At 34.1% G+C, this 22,685-nt stretch carries 23 protein-coding genes; 20 read left to right on the top strand and 3 right to left on the bottom strand.

Annotated elements, in window-relative coordinates; all coding sequences use genetic code 11:
* The first annotated feature begins 1,093 nt into the window (after positions 1–1,093).
* The 11 genes from CIGN_RS08400 to CIGN_RS01970 all read left to right on the top strand — a co-directional run bounded on the left by CIGN_RS08400 (position 1,094) and on the right by CIGN_RS01970 (position 11,579).
* Positions 1,094–1,228, top strand: coding sequence for a hypothetical protein (locus CIGN_RS08400; protein ID WP_257789255.1), 135 nt, complete (start codon positions 1,094–1,096; stop codon positions 1,226–1,228).
* Positions 1,229–1,537: 309 nt separating this feature from the next.
* A complete protein-coding gene (locus tag CIGN_RS01925; RefSeq protein ID WP_086232857.1) occupies positions 1,538–1,738 on the top strand; it encodes a tautomerase family protein in 201 nt (66 codons plus the stop codon).
* On the top strand, positions 1,738–2,256 hold the full coding sequence (bcp, locus tag CIGN_RS01930) for a thioredoxin-dependent thiol peroxidase (RefSeq protein WP_086253840.1): 519 nt from the start codon (positions 1,738–1,740) through the stop codon (positions 2,254–2,256). The genes CIGN_RS01925 and bcp overlap by 1 nt, the downstream gene beginning before the upstream one ends.
* Positions 2,257–2,261: 5 nt before the next feature.
* Positions 2,262–3,335 carry an epoxyqueuosine reductase QueH gene (locus CIGN_RS01935; RefSeq protein ID WP_086302070.1) on the top strand — a complete coding sequence of 358 codons (1,074 nt, stop codon included), beginning with the start codon at positions 2,262–2,264 and terminating at the stop codon, positions 3,333–3,335.
* A 107-nt stretch (positions 3,336–3,442) separates the two neighbouring features.
* Positions 3,443–3,889: a 3-hydroxyacyl-ACP dehydratase FabZ gene (fabZ, locus tag CIGN_RS01940; RefSeq protein ID WP_086228739.1), complete on the top strand. Its 447-nt coding sequence runs from the start codon at positions 3,443–3,445 to the stop codon at positions 3,887–3,889.
* Between the two features lie 12 nt (positions 3,890–3,901).
* A complete protein-coding gene (lpxA, locus tag CIGN_RS01945) occupies positions 3,902–4,687 on the top strand; it encodes an acyl-ACP--UDP-N-acetylglucosamine O-acyltransferase (RefSeq protein WP_086225530.1) in 786 nt (261 codons plus the stop codon).
* On the top strand, positions 4,687–5,901 hold the full coding sequence (gene clpX / locus CIGN_RS01950) for an ATP-dependent Clp protease ATP-binding subunit ClpX (protein WP_086225529.1): 1,215 nt from the start codon (positions 4,687–4,689) through the stop codon (positions 5,899–5,901). Before lpxA ends, clpX begins: the two co-directional genes overlap by 1 nt.
* 10 nt (positions 5,902–5,911) lie before the next feature.
* Positions 5,912–6,946, top strand: coding sequence for a rod shape-determining protein (locus CIGN_RS01955; RefSeq protein WP_086225528.1), 1,035 nt, complete (start codon positions 5,912–5,914; stop codon positions 6,944–6,946).
* Between the two features lie 13 nt (positions 6,947–6,959).
* A complete protein-coding gene (gene mreC / locus CIGN_RS01960; protein ID WP_236844774.1) occupies positions 6,960–7,685 on the top strand; it encodes a rod shape-determining protein MreC in 726 nt (241 codons plus the stop codon).
* Between the two features lie 169 nt (positions 7,686–7,854).
* The gene (gene carB, locus CIGN_RS01965; protein WP_086302071.1) at positions 7,855–11,109 is read left to right on the top strand and encodes a carbamoyl-phosphate synthase large subunit; all 3,255 of its coding nucleotides are present in this window, start codon (positions 7,855–7,857) and stop codon (positions 11,107–11,109) included.
* 47 nt (positions 11,110–11,156) lie between these two features.
* Positions 11,157–11,579 carry a Sua5/YciO/YrdC/YwlC family protein gene (locus CIGN_RS01970; RefSeq protein WP_086302072.1) on the top strand — a complete coding sequence of 141 codons (423 nt, stop codon included), beginning with the start codon at positions 11,157–11,159 and terminating at the stop codon, positions 11,577–11,579.
* Here the strand turns inward: CIGN_RS01970 and CIGN_RS01975 are convergent.
* From CIGN_RS01975 to surE, 3 genes are read right to left on the bottom strand one after another with little or no spacing between them, the layout of a single operon-like run.
* Complete coding sequence (locus CIGN_RS01975; RefSeq protein WP_180383730.1) at positions 11,572–12,453, bottom strand: nuclease-related domain-containing protein; 882 nt, start codon at positions 12,451–12,453, stop codon at positions 11,572–11,574. The genes CIGN_RS01970 and CIGN_RS01975 overlap by 8 nt on opposite strands.
* Complete coding sequence (locus CIGN_RS01980) at positions 12,450–13,088, bottom strand: ThiF family adenylyltransferase (protein ID WP_086302073.1); 639 nt, start codon at positions 13,086–13,088, stop codon at positions 12,450–12,452. The genes CIGN_RS01975 and CIGN_RS01980 overlap by 4 nt, the downstream gene beginning before the upstream one ends.
* Before the next feature lies 1 nt (position 13,089).
* Positions 13,090–13,860: a 5'/3'-nucleotidase SurE gene (gene surE, locus CIGN_RS01985; RefSeq protein WP_086302074.1), complete on the bottom strand. Its 771-nt coding sequence runs from the start codon at positions 13,858–13,860 to the stop codon at positions 13,090–13,092.
* A gap of 79 nt (positions 13,861–13,939) precedes the next feature.
* On the opposite strand from surE, the gene lpxB reads away from it, so the two are divergent.
* From lpxB to CIGN_RS02030, 9 genes are read left to right on the top strand one after another with little or no spacing between them, the layout of a single operon-like run.
* Complete coding sequence (gene lpxB / locus CIGN_RS01990) at positions 13,940–14,965, top strand: lipid-A-disaccharide synthase (RefSeq protein ID WP_086302075.1); 1,026 nt, start codon at positions 13,940–13,942, stop codon at positions 14,963–14,965.
* 40 nt (positions 14,966–15,005) lie between these two features.
* The gene (gene greA / locus CIGN_RS01995; RefSeq protein ID WP_086225517.1) at positions 15,006–15,491 is read left to right on the top strand and encodes a transcription elongation factor GreA; all 486 of its coding nucleotides are present in this window, start codon (positions 15,006–15,008) and stop codon (positions 15,489–15,491) included.
* Between the two features lie 8 nt (positions 15,492–15,499).
* Positions 15,500–16,516: an N-acetyl-gamma-glutamyl-phosphate reductase gene (gene argC / locus CIGN_RS02000; protein ID WP_086302076.1), complete on the top strand. Its 1,017-nt coding sequence runs from the start codon at positions 15,500–15,502 to the stop codon at positions 16,514–16,516.
* Positions 16,513–17,229, top strand: a complete 717-nt coding sequence (locus CIGN_RS02005; protein ID WP_086302077.1) for a UDP-2,3-diacylglucosamine diphosphatase — start codon at positions 16,513–16,515, stop codon at positions 17,227–17,229. Before argC ends, CIGN_RS02005 begins: the two co-directional genes overlap by 4 nt.
* Complete coding sequence (locus CIGN_RS02010; protein ID WP_086225514.1) at positions 17,222–18,178, top strand: chemotaxis protein; 957 nt, start codon at positions 17,222–17,224, stop codon at positions 18,176–18,178. The genes CIGN_RS02005 and CIGN_RS02010 overlap by 8 nt, the downstream gene beginning before the upstream one ends.
* A 10-nt stretch (positions 18,179–18,188) precedes the next feature.
* On the top strand, positions 18,189–20,549 hold the full coding sequence (locus CIGN_RS02015) for a hybrid sensor histidine kinase/response regulator (RefSeq protein ID WP_086302078.1): 2,361 nt from the start codon (positions 18,189–18,191) through the stop codon (positions 20,547–20,549).
* A gap of 9 nt (positions 20,550–20,558) precedes the next feature.
* On the top strand, positions 20,559–21,059 hold the full coding sequence (locus tag CIGN_RS02020; protein WP_086232868.1) for a chemotaxis protein CheW: 501 nt from the start codon (positions 20,559–20,561) through the stop codon (positions 21,057–21,059).
* Between the two features lie 9 nt (positions 21,060–21,068).
* Complete coding sequence (serB, locus tag CIGN_RS02025) at positions 21,069–21,692, top strand: phosphoserine phosphatase SerB (RefSeq protein ID WP_086229884.1); 624 nt, start codon at positions 21,069–21,071, stop codon at positions 21,690–21,692.
* Positions 21,693–21,702: 10 nt separating this feature from the next.
* Positions 21,703–22,683, top strand: coding sequence for a transaldolase (locus tag CIGN_RS02030; protein ID WP_086239158.1), 981 nt, complete (start codon positions 21,703–21,705; stop codon positions 22,681–22,683).
* The last annotated feature ends 2 nt before the right edge of the window (positions 22,684–22,685 follow it).

Genomic DNA, 22,685 nt, shown 5'->3' on the forward strand with positions numbered 1-22,685 from the left:
TTATAAGTTGTTAAGCTTAGATGTTTTAGTGTTTTTATGGCTTATATTATTAATCCTTTAGATATTCTTGTTTTGGATGGAACTTTATTAGATACTAATTATACTAATCTTATATTATATAAAGATGTTTTAAGCAATAAGTTTGGAATGTCTCACTTAATAGAGTTACTATAAAAACTTTAAACAACTGTTTGGAAAATCCATTATCTGTAGTAGAATTACTTAAAATAAAAGAGTATAAAGATCAAATTTATTCTAAATATTTAAATTTAACAAAAGTAAATTATTTACTATTATTAGAATTGCATAATTATCTAAAAACAAATAGAATTATTTTATTGACTAATACTAATAAAAATAGAGCTGATGAGCTTATAAAATTTTTTATGATTTACAAAATTATTTTTCTTATATCTATTATAACTCTAGCAGAAATAAGTATTATAATTTGATTAATAATTTAAATTTAGTTCCTAATAATCTTATTGCTTATGATGATGAAACAATTTAAATTTAAAATGCAAGAATGCGTGAAGTAAAACTATATTATCAAATTTTTATATAGGATAAAATATGCAAAAATATAATATATTTGATTTTACAATTAGTAGAAATGATTTTTATCTAAACTATAAAAGCCTTTTATAGCTTAGATTATATTGGTAATTTACGTGTTGATTGTGAAAATTTAAAAAAGAATCCTGCTAGATTTATTTATACTATTAAAGATGATTTTTGCAAATCAAAAGATCAAGGTAAACTTGATAATACTTCAAATATATGTTTTAAATATATCTATACTTTTTTATCAAATATTGATTTGCTTAAATGGTCTTTTAAGTATTCATATTATGTTTGTTTGGTTTCTGATATAATACTAATAATGAAAAATGCGCTTTAGAGATAGCTAGATTTGCGTGAATAATTTAAAAGATCCTATAATAAAAGATGGTATTGATTTTTTCTTAGAGTTAAAGATGATGAGTGTTTGTATATATTGCTTCTAAATTTGTACAAAAATGGAGTCGTGATTGCAAGTGGATTAGCATTTAGATGTGATGGTATTGCTCATAGGGCTGCTTTTTAATTTAATATGCTAACAGTTACGATTTTACCAAGTAGGATAAAAGAGATTATCCCTAAACAAAATACTGATTTGGCAAACCAAATATCTATTAATGGTGAATTGATTATTAGTAGATATTATAAAGATGCTTTAAATTTTTAAAGAACAAATGAGTGGATGTGTGTAAAGAGATTTAAAATTTACTATGTGGTGATTATAAATATTATTCTTTTATACTATTTATATCGCTGAGTTTTATTTAGGATTGCTAAAATATTAAAATAAAAGCATATTAAATATATTAAGAATTGAATTTGCAAGACATATTTTACACTAGATATTAAAATGTTTATTAATAATTATAAAAATATTGATATGTAGTAATTATCCAAATTTATCTTTATCTTTTGTTTTTTAATATTAGATATAATTTTCTAAATTAAATTTCAAAATCAAATCTAAAGGAAAAATATGCCAATTATAAATATTAAGCTTTCAGACCCAATGCCAAGTCGTCAAAAACTAGATGAAATCGCAACTAAAATTACTGATATAATGGTAAATGATCTAGGCAAAAATCCTCAAAGAGTTGTTATAAATTTTGATGAGATTAGAAGTGATGCAACATATTTTGGTGGTAAATCTGTTCAAGCTATAAAAGAGGGTAAATAATGGCTGAAAAAATAAAAGAAGCTACAGTATTTAATCAAGAAGATATTGATCGTAAAGTAATTTTAGCAGCTGGTGACATGGCTCCAGAATTTAGTCTAGAAAATAGTGATGGAGTAAGTATTAGTTTAAGAGATTTTAGAGGTAAAAATGTAGTATTATACTTCTACCCTAAAGATAATACTCCAGGATGCACAACTGAGGCGTGTGAATTTAGCGCAAATTATGATGAATTTGTAGCTAATGATACTGTGATTGTAGGAGTTAGCCCAGATAATACTAAGAGCCATAGTGGATTTATCGCAAAGCAAAATTTAAAACATATCCTACTAAGTGATATTAATAAAGATGTAGCAAAAGCGTATGGTGTGTGGCAGGTTCGTAAAAATTATGGCAAAGAGTATCTAGGCATAGTAAGAACTACATTTATCATAGATAAAGAGGGCAAAATAGCAAAAGTCTATAAAAGTGTAAAAGCAGCTGGCCATGCTGCTAAAGTCTTAGCTGATTTAATAAAGTAGTTAATTTGTTAGTTCATATATGTTGCAGTGTCGATAGTCACTATTTTATTGCTGAGTTGAAGAAATTATACCCTAATGAGCGAATTATTGGCTACTTTTATGATCCAAATATTCATCCATATAGTGAATTTTTGCTAAGATTTAAAGATGTCAAGCGTAGTTGTAAGCAGCTTGGCATAAAGGTTATTTGCGGCGAGTATGAGTATGAAGAGTGGCTAAGAGGCACTAAGGGTTTAGAAAATGAGCCAGAAAAAGGTAAACGTTGTGAATATTGCTTTGAATTTCGTGTAGGAAATAGCGCAAAAGCCGCCATAGAATTAGGGTGTAAAAAGCTTACTACAACATTGTTAATGAGTCCTAAAAAAAATTTTACACAGTTAGAAAATGCACTAAATAATGCTATAAAAGGGACAAATTTAGAATCTGTTGCTGTGGATTTAAGAAAAAATGGCGGCACCCAAAGACAGTTTGAACTAGCTAAAAGGGATAAGCTCTATCATCAAAACTACTGCGGTTGTATATACGGATTAATTAAACAACGTCAAAATGAAGAGGTGATAGACGAGCTTTGTGAACCACTTGGCGCTCAAATTCAGCCAGGTTCTATCAGTTATCGTTTAAAATTATATAAAAAGGTAAGAAAACTAGAACAAAAAGGGGTAGAATTTGATCTAATTAGACAAAAGATTCTAAACTATAGATTACATTTTGGAAGGGTAAAAATTGATACTAATGTTGTACCTAGTTATTTTATCTTTTACTCACATTTTAAGCTTAAGAGTTCTAAGTTTAATATTGAAGTTTTAAGCGAGCAAGTTAATGTAAATAAAGATGATATTAAACTAATAAGCTTAGCTAAGTTTAACTCCATCGGCGGTTTTAAATATAAAAATATAATGGAATTATTAATTAATCCCCCAAAGATAAAAAAAGAGTTAAAATTGCGTAAAATGATAACAGGTTTAGAATTTAATCTTAGTCCAATCATTGTGTTAGATGAGATAAAAACTGGTAGATATATAATTGAAGCAAATAGTCAAATTTACCACTCTAGCATAGAGTTAGCAGTAAAAATTTAAAAAAATATATCTGAATTTAGCGAAAATTTTTAATATTATTAATAAAATTCAACTAATATTTTGCTAAATTTAGATACAATTTAGCACTTTTTATTCCGAGGTATTTAATGATAGATGTAGTTGAAATCCAAAAAATATTACCACACAGATATCCATTTTTGCTTATTGATAGAGTGTCTAAGCTAGAACCTAGCAAATTTATTAAAGGTTATAAAAATATAACAATTGCTGAGCAAGTTTTCCAAGGTCACTTTCCAGGTCATCCTATATATCCAGGCGTTATGATAATCGAAGGAATGGCGCAAGCTGGCGGTATTTTGGCTTTTAAAAGCATGGGTGAGGCTGAACAAGCTAACGCAGAAGATAAGGTAGTTTATTTTATGAGTATCGATGGGGCAAAATTTAGATCTCCGGTTCGCCCAGGCGATAAACTAGAGTACCATTTAGAGGTCTTAAAACATAAGGGAAATATTTGGGTTTTAGTTGGTAAGGCTTATGTAGATGATAAACTAGTAGCTGAAGCTGAGCTAAAGGCAATGATCGTAGATAAATAATAAGTAGAAAATATGCAAATTCATAGTACAGCAGTAGTTGAAGATGGTGCAATTTTAGGCGATGGGTGCGTGATTGAACCATATGCTTTTGTTAGTTCAAAAGCAATTTTAGGTGATAATGTAACTATTAAACAAGGTGCTAGAATCATTGGTGATACCCATATTGGTAGTGGTAGTAAAATTTATAGTTATGCTATAGTAGGTGATATACCTCAAGATATCAGCCACTCTTTAGAAGATACAGGTGGGGTGAGAATTGGTACTAATGCTACAATTAGGGAGTTTGCTACAATAAATTCAGGCACCAAAAAAGGTGATGGATATACCATAATCGGCAATAATAATTTTATAATGGCTTATACGCACATAGCTCATGATTGTTGTCTTGGTGATGGGATTATTTTGGCTAATGGTGTAACTCTTGCTGGGCATGTGATAGTTGATGATTATGCTGTAATTGGTGGGCTTACCCCAGTTCATCAGTTCGTTCATATTGGTGAGAGTTGTATGATAGCTGGCGCCTCAGCACTTAGTCAAGATGTTGTACCGTTTTGCTTAGCTGAGGGCAATAGAGCCTATATTAGAAGTTTAAATTTAGTCGGAATTCGTAGAAGATTTGATAAAGATACGGTTGAGGATATTAATAGGGCTTATAAATTTCTATTTAGAAGTGGTGGAGGATTAAAAGATAGAGCCTTGGAACTTTTAGGACAAAATCCTACTATAGAAGCTAAAAAAATGTGTGAATTTATCATAAATACAAAACGAGGAATACCGCTTGATAAAGGGAGAGATTAATGGCTAGAAAGTGTAGTTTTTGCGGTGAGAGCGAAGCAAATGATAGAAAACTTTTAGCTAACGAGAGTGATAGCTCATTTATATGCGAATTTTGCGTAGATGCAGCATATAATGCAGTTCATGGTGATGAAATAGGATTAAATAGCCAACCGGCAATGGATTATAAAGATATTACGCCAAAGATCTTAAAGGGAGTTTTAGATGATTATGTAATTGGTCAAGAAAGAGCCAAAAAAGTCTTTAGCGTAGGAGTTTATAATCATTATAAAAGAATATTTAAGCAACATAGTATCGAAGATGATACCGAAATTTCAAAATCAAATATTTTGCTAATTGGTCCAACTGGAAGTGGTAAGACCTTGATGGCACAGACTTTGGCTAGATTTTTAGATGTACCAATTGCTATTTGCGATGCTACAAGTTTAACCGAGGCTGGATATGTAGGCGAAGATGTGGAAAATATCTTAACTAAGCTTTTAAATGCAGCTGGCGGAGATGTAGCTAGAGCGCAACAAGGAATTGTTTTTGTAGATGAGATTGATAAGATTGCTAGAATGGGCGAGAATCGTTCAATTACTCGTGATGTAAGCGGCGAGGGTGTTCAACAAGCCTTGTTAAAAATTATTGAAGGTAGTGTAGTAAATATTCCGCCAAAAGGTGGCAGAAAACATCCAAATCAAGAATTTATTCAAATAGATACTACTAATATTTTATTTGTGTGCGGTGGTGCATTTGATGGGCTAAAAGATATAATCGAGCGTAGACTTGGTAAGAATGTTTTAGGTTTTGGCCAAGAAAAACGAGGTAAAAGCGAGAAGACAAATTTGCTTAGTCTTGTAGAGCCTGATGATTTAGTGCATTTTGGACTTATTCCTGAGCTTATTGGTAGATTGCATGCTATTACTACTTTAAATGAAATTACGACCGAGGATATGATAAGAATATTAACTCAGCCAAAAAATGCACTTTTAAGGCAGTATGAAAAGCTTTTTGCTATTGATGGGGCTAGGCTTAAATTTGAAGATGAGGCGATTAAAGAGGTAGCAAATCAAGCTATTAAACGCAAAACCGGAGCAAGAGGCCTAAGAAGTATAATGGAAGATGTTATGATAGATATTATGTATGACCTTCCAGAACTAAATGGCTATGATGTAATAATATCAAAAAGTGTAATCGATGGCGAAGCAAAGCCGTTATTAATGAAAGTAAAATAAAAGGGGATATATGATTTTAGACCAACTAGTAGGACTTTTTTCAAGTGATATGGGTATTGATTTAGGCACGGCAAATACATTGGTTTTAATAAAAGATAAAGGTATTGTAATTAACGAACCAAGCGTCGTAGCAGTTCAAAGAGAGAAGTATGGTAAGCAAAAGATACTAGCAGTTGGACAGGATGCTAAGGAGATGGTAGGTAAGACTCCAGGTGATATAGAAGCTATTAGACCGATGAGAGATGGAGTTATAGCTGATTTTGATATGACTGAGAAAATGATTAGACACTTTATAGAAAAAACTCATAGAAGAAAGACATTTTTACGTCCTAGAATTATTATCTCTGTACCATATGGCTTAACTCAAGTTGAGAGAAAAGCTGTAAGAGAAAGTGCGTTATCAGCTGGAGCTAGAGAGGTTTTTTTAATTGAAGAACCTATGGCTGCAGCAATTGGAGCAAATTTGCCGGTTCGTGAACCTCAAGGTAGTTTAGTAGTTGATATCGGAGGTGGTACAACTGAGATTGGCGTGGTATCTTTAGGAGGTTTGGTAATTTCTAAAAGTATTAGGACTGCAGGAGATAAGCTTGATGCAAGCATTGTAAACTATGTAAAAGAGAAATTTAATCTATTAATTGGTGAGAGAAACGGTGAAGAGATAAAAATCAAAATTGGCTCAGCGATCCAGTTACCTAAAGAGCTATCTATGGTTATAAAAGGACGAGATCAAGTAAGTGGCCTATTAAGTCGTATCGAAATTACTAGTGAAGATATTAGAGAGGCAATGAGAGAGTCTTTAAAAGAGATTGCTGATGCGTTAAAAACAGTTTTAGAAAATATGCCGCCTGATTTAGCTGGTGATATAGTTGAGCGTGGTGTCGTGTTAACCGGTGGTGGAGCGCTTATTAGGGGGCTAGATAAGTACCTATCTGATATTGTTAAGTTGCCTGTATATGTAGCTGATGAACCACTTCTTGCAGTGGCTAGAGGTACTGGTAAGGCTTTAGAAGAAATAGGGCTTTTACACCAATTAATCAATGAATAAACTTAAATTCTTATTGATAGTTATCTGCTTAGGTTTTATATCATTTTACTTAAGCGATTATGCTAGAAGTGTAGTGATGAGCGGGGTTAAGCTTACACTATCTTTATACCAAGATAGCAGGGATTTTATCCTAGATACTATCAATGAACATTTTAATCAAGCCAGTGAGATAAGAGCGCTTAGAGAACAAAATATTGAATTAGAGCGCTCTGTTACGCTACTTTCAGCTTTTGCTTATAAGCTTGATGCTTTATTAAATGAACAAAATTCTACTAAATTTACACCAAATATCCAGTTGGTTCGAGCACTATCATATATGAATATTGGCGATCATGATAAGGTTTGGATTGATTTTGATGAATTTGATGAAAATAAAATCTATGGCTTAATCTCGCAGGGTAAAACTGCTGGAATCGTGATAAATAAAGATGGCAGTCCGCTTGCTCTACTACAAACCGATCCAAAGTCGACATTTTCAGTTAGTATAGGAGAGCAGCGCATAGCAGGAATTGCTACAGGAAATGGTAAGAATATTGTAGTTAAATTTATTGCTCAATGGCTAAGCCCAAAAGTCGGCGATGAGGTTTATACTAGTGGGCTTGATGGGATATTTTTTAGCGGTGTTCCAGTAGGTAAAATTACCAAAGTTTATGAAGAAGAACTATATAAAAGCGCAATTGTAGAAACTGATTTGAAAATTCAAGTCCCAAGCTATCTTTATGTTGTAACAAATCAATAGCTTTACTATTTTGATTAAATTTAATATAAATTGCTAAATTTAACAGTAAATTTTCCTCCTTTTTATGCTGATTTTTATCTACAATTCAATATAATTACGCTTAGTTTTTATTTGAAATCAAAATAAATTGATAATCTTAAAATGCATATAAATTAAGAGAGGTAGAACTATGCCAAAAAGAGAAGATATCAAGACAATTTTATTAATAGGTAGTGGTCCTATTATCATTGGCCAAGCTTGTGAATTTGATTATAGTGGTACTCAGGCTGCTAAGACTTTAAAAGAGCTAGGATATAGAGTAGTGCTAATTAACTCAAATCCAGCTACGATTATGACAGACCCAGATTTTGCCGATGCAACATATATTGAGCCAATTACTAAAGAGAGCATTAGTAGAATTATTAAAAAAGAAAATGTAGATGCGCTCTTGCCTACGATGGGTGGTCAAGTTGCTTTAAATGTAGCTATGGAGCTTTATGAAAATAATATGCTTGGCGATGTTAAATTCCTAGGTGCTAATCCAGAAGCAATCAAAAAAGGAGAAGATAGGGTAGCATTTAAAGAGGCTATGATTAAAATCGGTATGGATCTACCAAAATCTATGTATGCATATAATATGGAAGAAGCACTAAAAGCTGCTAATGAGATTGGATTCCCGCTTATTATTAGAGCTAGTTATACTCTTGGCGGTGCTGGTAGCGGTGTGGCATATAACCTTGATGAGTTTAGAGATATTGCTGAGAGTGGGATTGAGGCTAGTCCAATAAATGAGATTTTAATAGAAGAGAGTTTGTTGGGATGGAAAGAGTATGAGATGGAGGTTATTAGAGATAGAGCTGATAACTGCATTATCGTCTGCTCTATTGAAAACTTTGATCCTATGGGCGTGCATACAGGTGATTCTATAACTGTAGCTCCAGCTCTTACGCTAACTGATAAAGAGTATCAGTATATGCGTGATGCAAGTTTTAAAATCTTGCGTGAAATTGGCGTAGATACTGGAGGCAGCAATGTGCAATTTGCTGTAAATCCAAAAAATGGTAGAATGACTGTAATTGAGATGAATCCACGTGTAAGTAGAAGCTCAGCCCTAGCTAGTAAGGCTACAGGTTACCCAATTGCTAAGGTCGCTACAATGCTTGCTGTGGGCTTTACTCTTGATGAGATTAAAAACGATATTACAGGAACACCAGCAAGCTTTGAGCCAGTAATTGATTATATAGTAACTAAAATTCCTAGATTTACCTTTGAAAAATTCCCAGGTTCTAATCCATATCTAGGTACTGCGATGAAGAGTGTTGGCGAGGTTATGGCAATTGGTAGAAGCTTTAAAGAGAGCGTTCAAAAGGCTCTTTGTAGCTTAGAAAAAGATTATAGTGGATTTAATTATCTAAATTTAAGCGACGAAGATTTGGTTTTTGGATTAAGAAATGGCCATGAAAATAGAATTTTATATATTGCACAAGCTTTTAGAAATGGCAAAAGCGTAGAAGATGTTTATGAATTAACCAAAATTGATAGATGGTTCTTAACTCAAATTTATGAGATAATTGAATTTGAAGACCGTATAGATATGGATATTTTAAATGATAAAGAGCTATTAAGAAAGGCTAAAACTTGGGGCTTTAGCGATAAGATGATAGCGCACTTAATCAATTCTAAAGATAATCTAGAACTAAGTCAAAACGATATATATTATGCTAGAATGCGTCATCAAATCGGCTTAGAATATAGCGAGGTTGATACTTGTGGTGGCGAGTTTCCAGCACTAACTCCATATCTATATAGTAGCACAAATATCACTCCAAATCTACCAAATCTACCTACAAATAGTAATAATAAAAAAGTTTTAATAATTGGTGGAGGCCCTAATCGTATAGGTCAAGGTATTGAGTTTGATTATTGTTGTGTGCATGCGAGTTATGCACTAAGGGATTTAGGTATCACGACTATAATGTATAATTGCAATCCAGAAACCGTCTCAACTGACTATGATACTAGCGATATTTTATATTTTGAACCAATTGATTTTGAACATTTAAGAGCGGTAATTGAGCGTGAAAATCCAGATGGCGTTATCGTTCATTTTGGCGGACAGACTCCACTTAAATTTTCTAAACGCTTATCAATGATTGGTGCTAAGATAATTGGAACTACAGCTAGGGTAATTGATATTGCTGAAGATAGAAAAAAATTTAGTGAGTTTATCCGCTTAGTTAATGTAGCTCAGCCCGATAATGATACTGCTATTAGCGAATCTGAAGCACTAGAAAAGGCAAATAAAATCGGCTATCCAGTTTTAGTTCGTCCTAGCTATGTCTTAGGCGGTAGAGCAATGAGAAGAGTTCATAGCGAGATTGAGCTTAAAGAGTATATGAGTGAAGCAGTTAGAGTTAGTAATAACTCTCCAGTTTTACTTGATAAATTTTTGCAAGATGCAACTGAGCTTGATGTAGATGCTATTAGCGATGGCAAAGATGTCTATATCGGTGCGATTATGGAGCATATAGAAGAAGCAGGAATCCATAGCGGTGATAGCGCTAGCATACTTCCACCGCAAAACTTAAGCCAAGATATCATAGATCAAGTAGAAAAATGTACCAAAGATATCGCTTTGAAGCTTGGTGTTATAGGGCTTATGAATATTCAATTTGCTGTGTATGATAATAAACTTTATATCATTGAGGTTAATCCAAGAGCTAGTCGCACGGTGCCTTTTGTCAGTAAAGCTACAGGCTTACCAATGGCTAAGGTAGCAACACGCGTAATGTGGCAAGGTAATTTAAAAGAGGCGCTTGAGTTTTATGATCAATTTAAAGTAGTTAAATTTGATGGCGAAATTTATAAGCCTAGTTTAAATGGCGTAGTATGCGTGAAAGAGAGCGTGTTCCCATTTAATAAATTAAGTGGAGCTGATCTAATCTTAGGGCCAGAGATGAAAAGTACTGGTGAGGTTATGGGTATTAGTGATAGTTTCGAAAAGAGCTTTGTTAAATCACAAATTGCAGCTAAAAATATCTTGCCAAGTGGTGGTACTGTCTTTATCAGTTTAGCTGATGCAGATAAGAACCGCGGTATTGAACTGGCTAAGAAATTTGAAAATTTAGGTTTTGAGATTGTAGCAACTGGTGGTACATATAAAACTCTAGCTCAAGCTGGAGTAAAATGCGAGATGGTTTATAAAATTAGTGAAGGCCGTCCAAATATCGAAGACAGGCTAAAAAATGGCGATATAGCCCTAGCGGTAAATACTAGCGATAGCAAATCTAGCACTAGCGACGCTGTGAAAATCCGCCAAGCGGTGCTTAGATTTAAAATCCCATATTTTACTAATATGAACGCAGCTCTAGTCGCAGCTAGCTCTATCAGTGCAAATGAAGCAGCCTTAGAAGTAAAAAGCTTGCAAGAGTATCTAAATAGATAATAAATTTGCCACGCTTAGTCGTGGCAGCTTATTTAAGATATATTTAAATGATCTACCTAGCACAAACTGATACAACAGCTGGATTTTTAAGCCAAAGCTTAGAAGAGTTAAACAGGCTTAAAAATCGCCCTTTAAATCAGCCTTGCTTGATCTGTGTAAGTAAATTTAGCGTATTAAAAGAGCTTTCAAGAGCGCCTAAAAAATATAAAAATTTAATCCGCCGCACCAAAAAAACAACATTTATATACCCAAACTCACAAGCTATAAGAGTGGTAAGAGATCATCCACACGCTAAGTTACTAGATAAATTAGGATGGGCATATTCTACTAGCGCAAACCCTCATAAAAAGGGATTTGATATCGAATTTGCGGTGGCTAATGCGGATATAATCATAGATACGAAATTTACCCCAGCCCCAGCTTCAAAAATCTATAAAATTTCAAAAACCAATATCAAAAAGATTAGATAATTTCATCATCTTTTACGATCTTTTCTATAAGGCCAAATTGAATATGCTTAATCTCAAATTCCCCAGCTTTTATAAATCCTATGCTATCATTTGGGCGGATTTTGTAAATTTTGGATTTGATTTTGAGCTTTTTTCGTCTGCCAAATAGTGCGTTGATAAAGCTTATTGTGTTGTTTCTTTGCCAGTTTAGATCTAAATTTACTCTAAAATGCTTTGGCAATTTTTTCTTTTTACTACCAATCAAAAAATACCTAATCGAACCTGTTAAGATCTCACCACCATATAGATGCAGCCTTGACCAGATCGTCATAGAGCTTAATATCTGCTTAAGCTTATCTTCTTCGATTGTATTGGGGCGAGTTTTGCTACGATTTTTATCTATGAATTTCAAAAAATTATGTTTGGTAATAATCTGCTTATTTTTGAGAATTTGCCTTGATAGATTGATTCTAGTTTTGTCAAAAACAACAAAGCTTAAAATATTAAATTTACTCAAATCAACCTCTTTATTTTGGAGATAATCTTTAAAAATTTGAGTATTTTTAATCAGTTTAGCAAATGGATCTTGATGAAGCGTGGTGCGATTTTTGGTAGTTTGTATCCACTCATTGCCCTTGATATCGATATTTCCAACCCAGTGCTTAAACTCTATAAGATAGATATTAAGCCCATCTACAATGATAAAATCAATCTCGTGTAATCCAGATTGGCTATCTTTGACACGCTTATTTTTGTAGATATTTAACCCTTTAATTTGGCTAATTGTATCGAAAAATTCACTCTCAGCTATACTCCCAGCACGACTAGCCATATTTGGCAAAGTTATGCTTGGGCTTGAGATAAGCTTATAATTTTGCCAAAAGTTTTTTATCATTTAATCAGCCTATTTACGGCTAAACTAGCTAAATTTAGTCCAAAACTAGCAGTTACGCCTATGAAACTTCCTAAATTCACGCAATTTGGTGCTTCAGTAGAAAATACCACCTTATAATCACCCTTAAATCCAGCTTTTTTAAGCTCATATCTTATTTTTCTAGCAAATGGATCATTTGTAGTTTTCCAGATACTTGCGACTTTTATTTTTGTTGGATCTAACCTTTTAGCGCCACCCATTGAGCTAAGCAGTCTTTTGGAGCAAATTTTGGCTATTGCTACTTTGGCAGGGATATCATCGATACAATCTATTATAAGGTCAAACTCACTAAAATCAAATTCGCTTATCACGCTAGGGGTTAGCTTTAAATTTAGTGTCTTTAAGCCAGGATATAATCTAGCAAATACATCTGTTTTATACTCACCGATATTTTCGCTACCTATTTGGCGATTTTGGTTGGTAATATCGAATTTATCGCAATCAATCGCCGTGATATGTCCAACGCCGCTACGATAGAGCGCATCGATACACACGCCACCCACACCGCCACAGCCACATACTAAGACTTTGGAGTCTTGGAGTTTTTCAAATTTATCGCCAAAAATCCAGCGACTTCTAGTAAATCTATCAACCATTTTAAATCCAATTTTTTATAGTTTCTATGCTTTTGTGAGCGGTCATATCAAGCTTAATTGGCGTTAGACTAGCGTAGTTTTCATCAAGTGCTGATATATCACACTCATAGCCTAAATTAGCAGCATATCTAATCCCAGGTGTCCCTAGCCAGTAGTACTCTAGCCCTCTTGGATTGCGATGGATTTGGGCGTTTGTGTTATAGCTTTGCTGACCTGCGGGGACGATTTTTAGCCCTTTATATTCGCTTTTTGGAATAGCGGGGATATTTAAATTTAAAAACTCTCTACCGCTTAATGGATAGCCATTTTCAAAGATATTTTTGATTAAATCCAAAGTAATTTCACAAGCTAAGCTAAATCCAAATTTATCCAAACTATCATTTTTATATAGTTGCGAAACCGCAATGGAGCAAACCCCTTGAAGTGTGCCCTCCATAGCACCACCACAAGTGCCTGAATAGGTGATATCTTCGCCTATATTTGCGCCGTGATTTATCCCACTTATTATAAGATCAGGCTTTTTATTTTTATACATTGTCTCAAGCGCAAGATATACACAATCACTAGGCGTAGCATCATCAAGTTTGAAAAATCCATCATCAAGCTGAATAAATCTAAGTGGGCGAGTAAGAGTAATAGAGTGCGAACAAGCTGATTTTTCGCTACTTGGAGCGACTACTACTACATTAGCTATTTGGCTAAGCGCATCACGCAAAGCCAGTATCCCAGCTGCCTCAAAGCCATCATCGTTTGTTATTAAAATCTCTTTCACTTATATCCTTTTTTGATGAATTTTACCTATAATTTTTAAATTGTTAGCTATAATTTGAGCCAAATTTAAAAGGGAAATTATGAAAATTTTAGTTTCTTGCCTAGAAGCATCGGCAAATTTACACCTTAAAGAGATTTTAACTCATCTTGATGGGGTGGAGATTTGTGGGATTTTTGATAAGAGATTTGGTGCTGCTCTTTATGATAGTAAGGAGTTTAGCGCTATGGGATTTGTGGAGATTTTGCCACTGATATTTAAGGCCAAAAGAGCGTTAAAACAGATGGTGGAGCTAGCTAAGACTTGCGATAAAGTTTTGCTAATAGATAGCCCAGCTTTTAACTTGCCTTTGGCAAAAGCGATAAAAGAGGCGAATTTAAAATGTGAGATAATATACTATATCTTGCCACAGGTTTGGGCGTGGAAGCCAAAGCGAGTAGCTAAGGTAGAGAGATATTGTGATACTTTGGCATCTATTTTGCCTTTTGATAGTAAATTTTATCATAGAAGCCAATATGTAGGCCATCCACTCTTAGATGAGATAGATATCCAAAAAAATTCTTATAAGAAAAACTCTATAATATCATTTATGCCAGGATCTAGAAGAAGCGAGATAAGTCGCTTAATGCCGCTATACAAAGAGGTAGCTAAAAACATTAATGGCAAAAAACTTTTGGTGATTCCGCCATTTTTGGCTAATAATATTGCTGAGTATTATGGGGATGTGAGTGAATTTGAGATTATTTATGATACCAAAGAAGCATTGATAAAAAGCGATTTTGCCTTTATCTGCTCTGGGACAGCTACTTTAGAGGCAGCCTTGATAGGAGTGCCTTTTGTGCTTTGCTATAAGGCAAAAGCGATTGATATATGGCTTGCTAGAAAGCTTGTGAAGTTAAAATATGCTGGATTAGCAAATATAATATTTGATTTCATGGGTAAAGAGCCTTTACATGATGAGCTAATCCAAGAAGATGCCAACGCCCAAAATTTAATCAAATCTTATAATAATTATAACGAAAATAAATTTATAAAGGCCGCTAAGGAGCTAAGAGAGTATCTAAAACACGGAAGTGCTAAGAGCGTTGCTGATATGATTTTAAGATAAAATAGGATAAAATCCCAAATCAAATTTAAAAGGAAAAGCCATGACAGAACCAATGACAATCTATGGTTATGAGAAGATTACAGCTGAATTAAAAGATCTAAAGACAATCCAAAGACCAGCGATAGTAAAAGAGATAGATATAGCAAGAAGCCACGGCGACCTAAAAGAAAACGCCGAGTATCACGCTGCTAGAGAGAAACAAGCCTTTATAGAAAATCGCATAGCCGAACTTAGTGATATAGTAAGCAGAGCTAAGGTAATTGACCCTAGTGAGTATGAGCATGATAAGGTTAAATTTGGCTCAACTGTAACTATAATGGATATCGATAGCGAAGTTGAGACGACATACACTATCGTAGGGATAACCGAGAGCGATCTTAGCCGTGGGCTAATCTCTATTTCAACACCAATTGCTAAGCAATTAATCGGCAAAAAAGCAGGCGATGAGGTGATTTTGACCTTGCCAAATGGTAAAAGCGAGATAGAGGTGGTTTCAGTATGCTATAAACCGATTAAATTTAGTTAAGGTTAAATATGAAAATAAATGTAGGGATAGTTGGAATTAGTGGTTATACGGGGCTTGAATTAGTTAAAATGATAGTGGCTCATCCAAATTTTAAGCTTTGCTATGCGGGGGCTAGTAGTAGTGGGAATTTGGCTCAAAGCTTTACTAGTTTAAAAGGCGTTATTGATATGCCAATCGAAGCAGCAAATACCGATGAAATCAAGGCTAGATGTGATTTAGTATTTTTGGCTTTGCCACATAGCGAAGGAATGAAAATCGCTAAAGAGCTAAGAAAAAGCGATATAAAAATCGTAGATTTATCGGCTGATTATCGTGTGAGCTTAGAAAATTATGAGAAGAAATATTGCGCTCATTTGGATAAAGATGGATTAAAAGATGCCGTTTATGGGTTAGTGGAGATGAATAGAGATAGGATTAAAAAGTCAAATTTAGTAGCTAATCCGGGGTGCTATCCTACTTGTTCGCTTTTGGGTTTGTTGCCTTTTGCCAATATGCTAGATCCTAAATTTGGTGTTATGATCGATGCTAAAAGCGGATTAAGCGGAGCTGGAAAGAGCCTAAAATCTAGTAGCCACTTCATAAGCGTAAATGAGAATATGAATGCCTATTCGCCACTTACTCACAGGCATAGCGATGAGATTAAAGAGCATCTGAATTTAGCTCATAATACCAATATTGATGTAATGTTTGTGCCACATTTAATCCCGCTTAGTCGTGGAATGCTAGTTAGTAGCTATGGGGTTTTAAAGCCTGAATTTAAGGATATTGACCCAATAAGCGTTTTAGAAAATTTTTATAAAGATGAGAAATTTATACGCATTAGGCGTGAGCCAGTTAGTATCAAAGATGTCGCTGGGACGCATTTTTGCGATATTTTTGCGATAAATAATGGGGGCAAGATTTGGATAAATTCTAGCATAGATAATCTTCTTCGTGGCGCTTCATCTCAAGCTTTAGCAAATGCGAATTTAATGCTCGGGATAGATGAGGCGGTGGCTTTGCCGATTATTGGGAATTCTATATGAGAATTTTAGATGGGGCGATTCTTATAGCTGATGCACATGAAAACGCTAAAAGATCTCAATTCTTAAAACTTATTAAAAGCTTCAATAATGGCGCTTTGCCGCTGCCACCACAGATATTTTTGGTTGGTGATATATTTGATTTTCTTAGCTCCACTAGCTATACTCAAATATTTTATAAAGAGTGGATTGAAGAGCTAAATTTGCTTGCTAAAAAGAGTGAAATTCACTATTTTGAAGGCAATCATGATTTTAATCTTAGCTCTGTTTTTAAGGGTATTACAATCTATCCTATCTCATCTCAACCAGCTATTTTTACCCTTGATGATAAGCGTGTAGCAATAGCTCACGGCGATATATTTTTGGGATTTTTTACACAAAATATACTTAAATTTCTTAGAAATAATAGGTTTTTAAAATTGATGGATTTTATAGATAAGAGTTTAAATCACAAGATATCTAAGTGGATTTTATCTACTCAAAAAGATAAGAATTTATCCTATAAAATACCAAATTTCAAAGAGCTAATAAGTCAAAAAATCGCTAATTACCAAGGTGATATTGTAATTGAAGGACACTATCATCAAGGGGTTAGATTTGAGATAAATTCAAAAGATTATATAAATTTACCTTGTTTTGCGTCTGAGCGTAGTTATTTTATTGTAGAATACGCCGATGAAATTAAATTTCAACTTATAAGGAGCCCAAATGTTTGATGATAATATCTTAAAAACGGGTTCGAATGAGATGGAGCTTGTTGATTTTCGCATCTTAAAAAAGGGCAAAGATACTGTATATGAGGGTATTTACGGTGTCAATGTTGCTAAAGTAAAAGAGATAATCAAAATGCCAAATCTCACCGAACTACCAGGCACGCCCGATTATATTGAGGGGATTTTTGACCTTCGTGGCGTAGTTATTCCAGTTATTAGCCTTGCTAAATGGATGCAAATTGAAGAGCCTAAAGAGGCCTTTGTAAAACCTAGAGTTATTATTGCTGAGTTTAGTAATATATTTATTGGTTTTATTGTTCATGAAGCTAAAAGAATTAGACGTATAAACTGGAAAGATATTGAACCAGCAAATTTTGCTGGAAGTGCTGGAACTGGAACTTTAGACAGATCTAAAATCACAGGCGTAACAAGAATTGAAAATGATGATGTTTTACTTATTTTGGATTTAGAAAGTATTGTTGAAGAATTAGGAATATATCAGCCAAAAATGGAAGTTGAGGTAAATGAGATACATAAATTTAGTGGTGTAGCACTAATTTTAGATGATAGCCTTACAGCTAGACGTTTAGTTAGTGATGCACTAACAAAAATGGGTTTAAGAGTAGTAGAGGCAAAAGATGGCGTTGAAGGACTTGAGAAGCTAGAAGATCTTTACTCAATGTATAAAAATGACTTAGAACAAAATCTACGTGTTATTATCAGCGATGTTGAGATGCCTCAGATGGATGGATTTCACTTTGCAGCTAATGTAAAAGATGATAAGAGATTTGCTAATATTCCTATTATCTTTAACTCATCATTGAGTAATGAATTTAGTGAGCTTCATGGCAAGGATGCAGGCGGTGATGTGTTCTTAACTAAATTTAATGCTACAGAATTTTATGCCGCTGTTTCAAAAGTGATTGAATCACGCAAAAAATATATCAGTTAAGAGGTGATTTATGGATGATATGCAAGAGATACTAGAAGACTTTTTAGTCGAGGCATTTGAGCTTATTGAGCAAATTGACCATGATTTAGTCGAGTTAGAGGCTAATCCTGAGGATCTAGAATTATTAAATAGGATATTTCGTGTAGCTCATACAGTCAAAGGTAGCTCGTCATTTTTAAATTTTGATGTTTTAACAAAGCTTACTCACCATATGGAAGATGTGTTAAATAAAGCTCGCCACGGAGAGTTAAAGATAACTCCAGATATTATGGATGTAGTGTTAGAATCAGTTGATATGATGAAAGCGCTTTTAAGAAGCATTAGAGAGCGTGGAAATGATGTTGATGCGGGTGTGAATATATCTGATATATGCGATAGATTAACTGCTATTAATGAAGGCAGAGATCCAAATGCTGATCATAATATATCTACACAGCCACAAGAAGAGGCGCAATCTAAGCAAGATAGTCATTTAGAGCCACAATCAGCAATGGATCAAGAGCCAGAGGTGGATGTAAATAGTTTAAGCGAAGCTGAAGTAGAAGCTGAGATCGAAAGATTGCTTAAAGTTCGTAAAGCTGAAGATCAAGCTAGACGTGATAAGCAAAAACAAAATAGCGAACAATCAGCTGTGCAAACTCCTGAATCAACCCCAGCACCAGAACCAGCACCAACTCCAGCTGTTAAACCAGTGCCTAAAAAAGAGTCAAAAGAATCAAATGCTCCAGCTCATTCTAGCGCCTCAGCTGTAGAACAAACTATTAGGGTCGAGGTGAAGCGACTTGATAACTTGATGAATTTAATCGGTGAGCTAGTTCTTGGTAAAAATAGACTTCTTAAAATTTATGATGATGTAGAAGAGAGATATGAGGGTGAAAAATTCCTTGAGGAGTTAAACCAAGTAGTAAGTGCATTAAGTTTAGTAACAACTGATATCCAGTTAGCTGTTATGAAGACTAGAATGCTACCAATTGCTAAAGTATTTAACAAATTCCCAAGAATGGTGCGTGATTTAAGTCGTGAACTAGGTAAGCAAATTGATCTAGAAATAAGCGGTGAAGAGACAGAGCTAGATAAATCAATCGTAGAAGAGATTGGCGATCCGCTAGTTCATATCATTAGAAATTCATGTGACCATGGTGTTGAAAGTCCTAAAGAGAGATTAGCAGCTGGCAAACCTGAAAAAGGTATTATTCAACTAAAAGCTTATAATGAAGGCAATCATATCGTAGTTGAAATAGTAGATGATGGTAAGGGAATTGACGCTTTAGCTGTTAAGATGAAAGCATTAGAAAGAGGCTTAATCACAGAAAGAGAAGTTGATAGCATGACTGATAAAGAGGCATTTTCGCTTATATTTAAGCCTGGATTTTCTATGGCTAAGCAAGTTACAAATGTTAGCGGTCGTGGCGTGGGAATGGATGTTGTCAAGACAAATATCGAAAAGCTAAACGGTATTATAGATATAGATAGCGAAGTAGGTAGAGGCACGATAATGAAACTCAAAATTCCACTAACTTTAGCTATTATCCAATCATTGTTAGTAGGCTCTCAAGAGGAATTCTACGCTATACCACTAGCAAGCGTAAAAGAGACTGTTAGAGTTCCAGTAGATAATATTTACACTATTGAAGGTAAAAATGTCCTTAGACTTCGTGATGAAGTTCTTAGTCTTGTTAGACTTGGTGATCTGTTTGGAGTTAAGCAGGTATTTGAAAGTGGCGATCAAACCTATGTAGTTGTAATCAATGTAGCTGATAGTAAGCTTGGTATTATTGTAGATAGCTTGATTGGCCAGGAGGAGATTGTTATTAAATCACTTGGTAACTACTTGCAAAATATCCGTGGAATTGCTGGTGGTACAATTAGAGGCGATGGTAAGGTAACTCTAATTGTAGATGTAGGTATGATTATGGATATGGCTAAAGAGATTAAAGTAGATATCAGAGCCAGTATGGAATCAAGCGCACAAATGTCTAAAAAAGAAAAACCAAGCGATTATAAAGTCCTAATCGTAGATGACTCTAAGATGGATAGAACAATTATGCAAAAATCGCTTGAACCAATCGGCGTAACTGTGATTGAGGCAACAAATGGTATAGAAGCACTAAATATAGTAAAATCAGGCGATCACAGCATAGATGCGATGCTAATAGATATTGAAATGCCTAGAATGGATGGATATACCCTAGCAGGCGAGATTAGAAAATACTCTAAATATCGCAATCTGCCATTAATTGCCGTTACCAGTAGAACAAGCAAGAGCGACCGCTTAAGAGGCGTAGAAGTAGGTATGACTGAGTATATCACCAAACCATACTCACCAGAATACCTAGAAAATGTCGTAAGAAAAAATATAAAGCTAGTGTAAGGAAGTAAAATGAGCGATAGATTAGGTGAAGTTTTACAAAGACAAAAACAGCAAATAAATGAACCAGAAAATACTAAAGATAGAGAAGAGATAGAACAGCTTGTAGGCTTTATCGTTGGGGAAGAGGAATTTGCTATTCCGATTTTATATATCAAAGAGATTATTAAGCCAATTGAGTATACAAGAGTACCTAGCGTCCCGCCATATGTGTTAGGTGTGTTTAATCTTAGAGGTAGTGTAATTCCTTTAATAGATTTAAGAATTAGATTTAATCTAGAACCTAGCAAAATGACCCCAAATACTAGATATATCGTTATGCAAGATAACGAGAATATCGCAGGGTTTGTTATAGATAGGCTAACTGAAGCGATTAGAATAAAGACTAATCAAATTGACCAGCCACCTGAAACTTTGGCAAAAGATAAAGGTATGATACAAGGTATTGGCAAAAGAGATAATAATATCTTAACGATATTAAAGGTTGAATCTTTATTAAAGCGTGATTTTTAAGGTTTTTACATGATAAAACTTTGTGTTTTTGATTTTGATTCTACGCTAATGGATGGTGAGACTATCACCATCCTCTCAAGTGCGATGGGCAAGGATAAAGAAGTTGGCGAGATAACTGCTAGAGCGATGGCGGGCGAGCTTGATTTTTACGAGAGTTTAGTACGACGTGTTAGATTGATTGAGGGTTTAGAACTTAGTAGGGCACTAGAAATTACATCAAATTTACCATTTATTGCCGGTGCAAAAGAGATAATCGCATATCTAAAATCTAAAAATATTAAGACAGTTGTATTTAGTGGTGGGTTTCATATTGCTACTGATTCAGCACAAAAAAAGCTTGGCTTTGATCTAAATTTTGCAAATGAGCTTCATCATAAAAATGGTATTTTAACTGGTAATGTCGGTGGCGAGATGATGTTTGGTGACTCTAAGGGCAAGATGCTTTTACGACTTAAAGATTTTATGGGTTTAAGTAGCGATGAGGTTGCCTGCGTAGGCGATGGAGCAAACGATTTATCTATGTTTAAAGAGGCTGGCACTGGTATTGCATTTTGTGCAAATAAGATACTAAAAGAGGCAGCAACTCACATCATAGATATTAAAGATTTAAATGAGATTAAAAAAATTATATAAAAGGTAGAAAATGAGAGATATTAACTTTTCTCTTTGGTGTGATTTTTTAGAGCGTGATTTTATAAATTCAGAATTTATAGAATTAATTCAAAATGACACAATCAATGGAGCTACAAGTAATCCAAGTATATTTAAAGAGGCGATTTGTAATTCACAAGCCTATAGTGAACAAAAAGCCAAATTTAGCAAAAGAAGCGCAAAAAAGATATATGAAATTTTAGCTACAAACGATATTAAAATGGCAGCACATAAAATGCTTGCTAATTATGCAGCTGGAAACGATGGCTTTGTAAGTATTGAAGTAGATCCAAATTTGATCTTAGCTAGTGATATCATCGATGAGGGAAAAAGATTATATAATGCGATTAAGATGCCAAATGTGATGATTAAAATTCCAGCTATATCATCTGGATTTGATGCAATGTGCGAATTGATGAAAAAGGGAATTAATGTAAATGCAACACTGATTTTCTCTAAAGACCAAGCGCAAAATTGTTTAGACGCATTTAAAGAAGGTACTAAAAAATATAGTAAAAAATTTCCACAGACTCCACTTCCTCAAGGAGTGATTAGCGTGTTTGTAAGCAGGTTTGATAGACTACTTGATGAAAAGCTTGAAGAGACTGGTAAATTTGGAATTTATAATGCTACAAATATCTATAACAAAATTCAAAATGCTGGCCAAAGAAATGTAAGAACACTATTTGCAAGTACTGGAGTAAAGAGTAATCAACTTCCAGCAGATTATTATATTAAAGAACTTTTGTATCCAAATTCAATTAATACAGCGCCACTTGATACTATTAAATCATTTATCGCAAGTGGCGAATTTACTCCAAAAACTATACCAAGTAGCGAGGAAATAGATACATTTATGACTAAAGCTAAAGAAGCTGGAGTGGATTATAATAAGGTTTGTGCTAAGCTTTTAGATGATGGCTTGGATGCATTTGTAGCGGCTTTTGATGAAATTTTGACATCATTATCATAAGC

This window comes from Campylobacter devanensis, from assembly GCF_002139915.1.
Classification (GTDB): Bacteria; Campylobacterota; Campylobacteria; order Campylobacterales; family Campylobacteraceae; genus Campylobacter; species Campylobacter devanensis.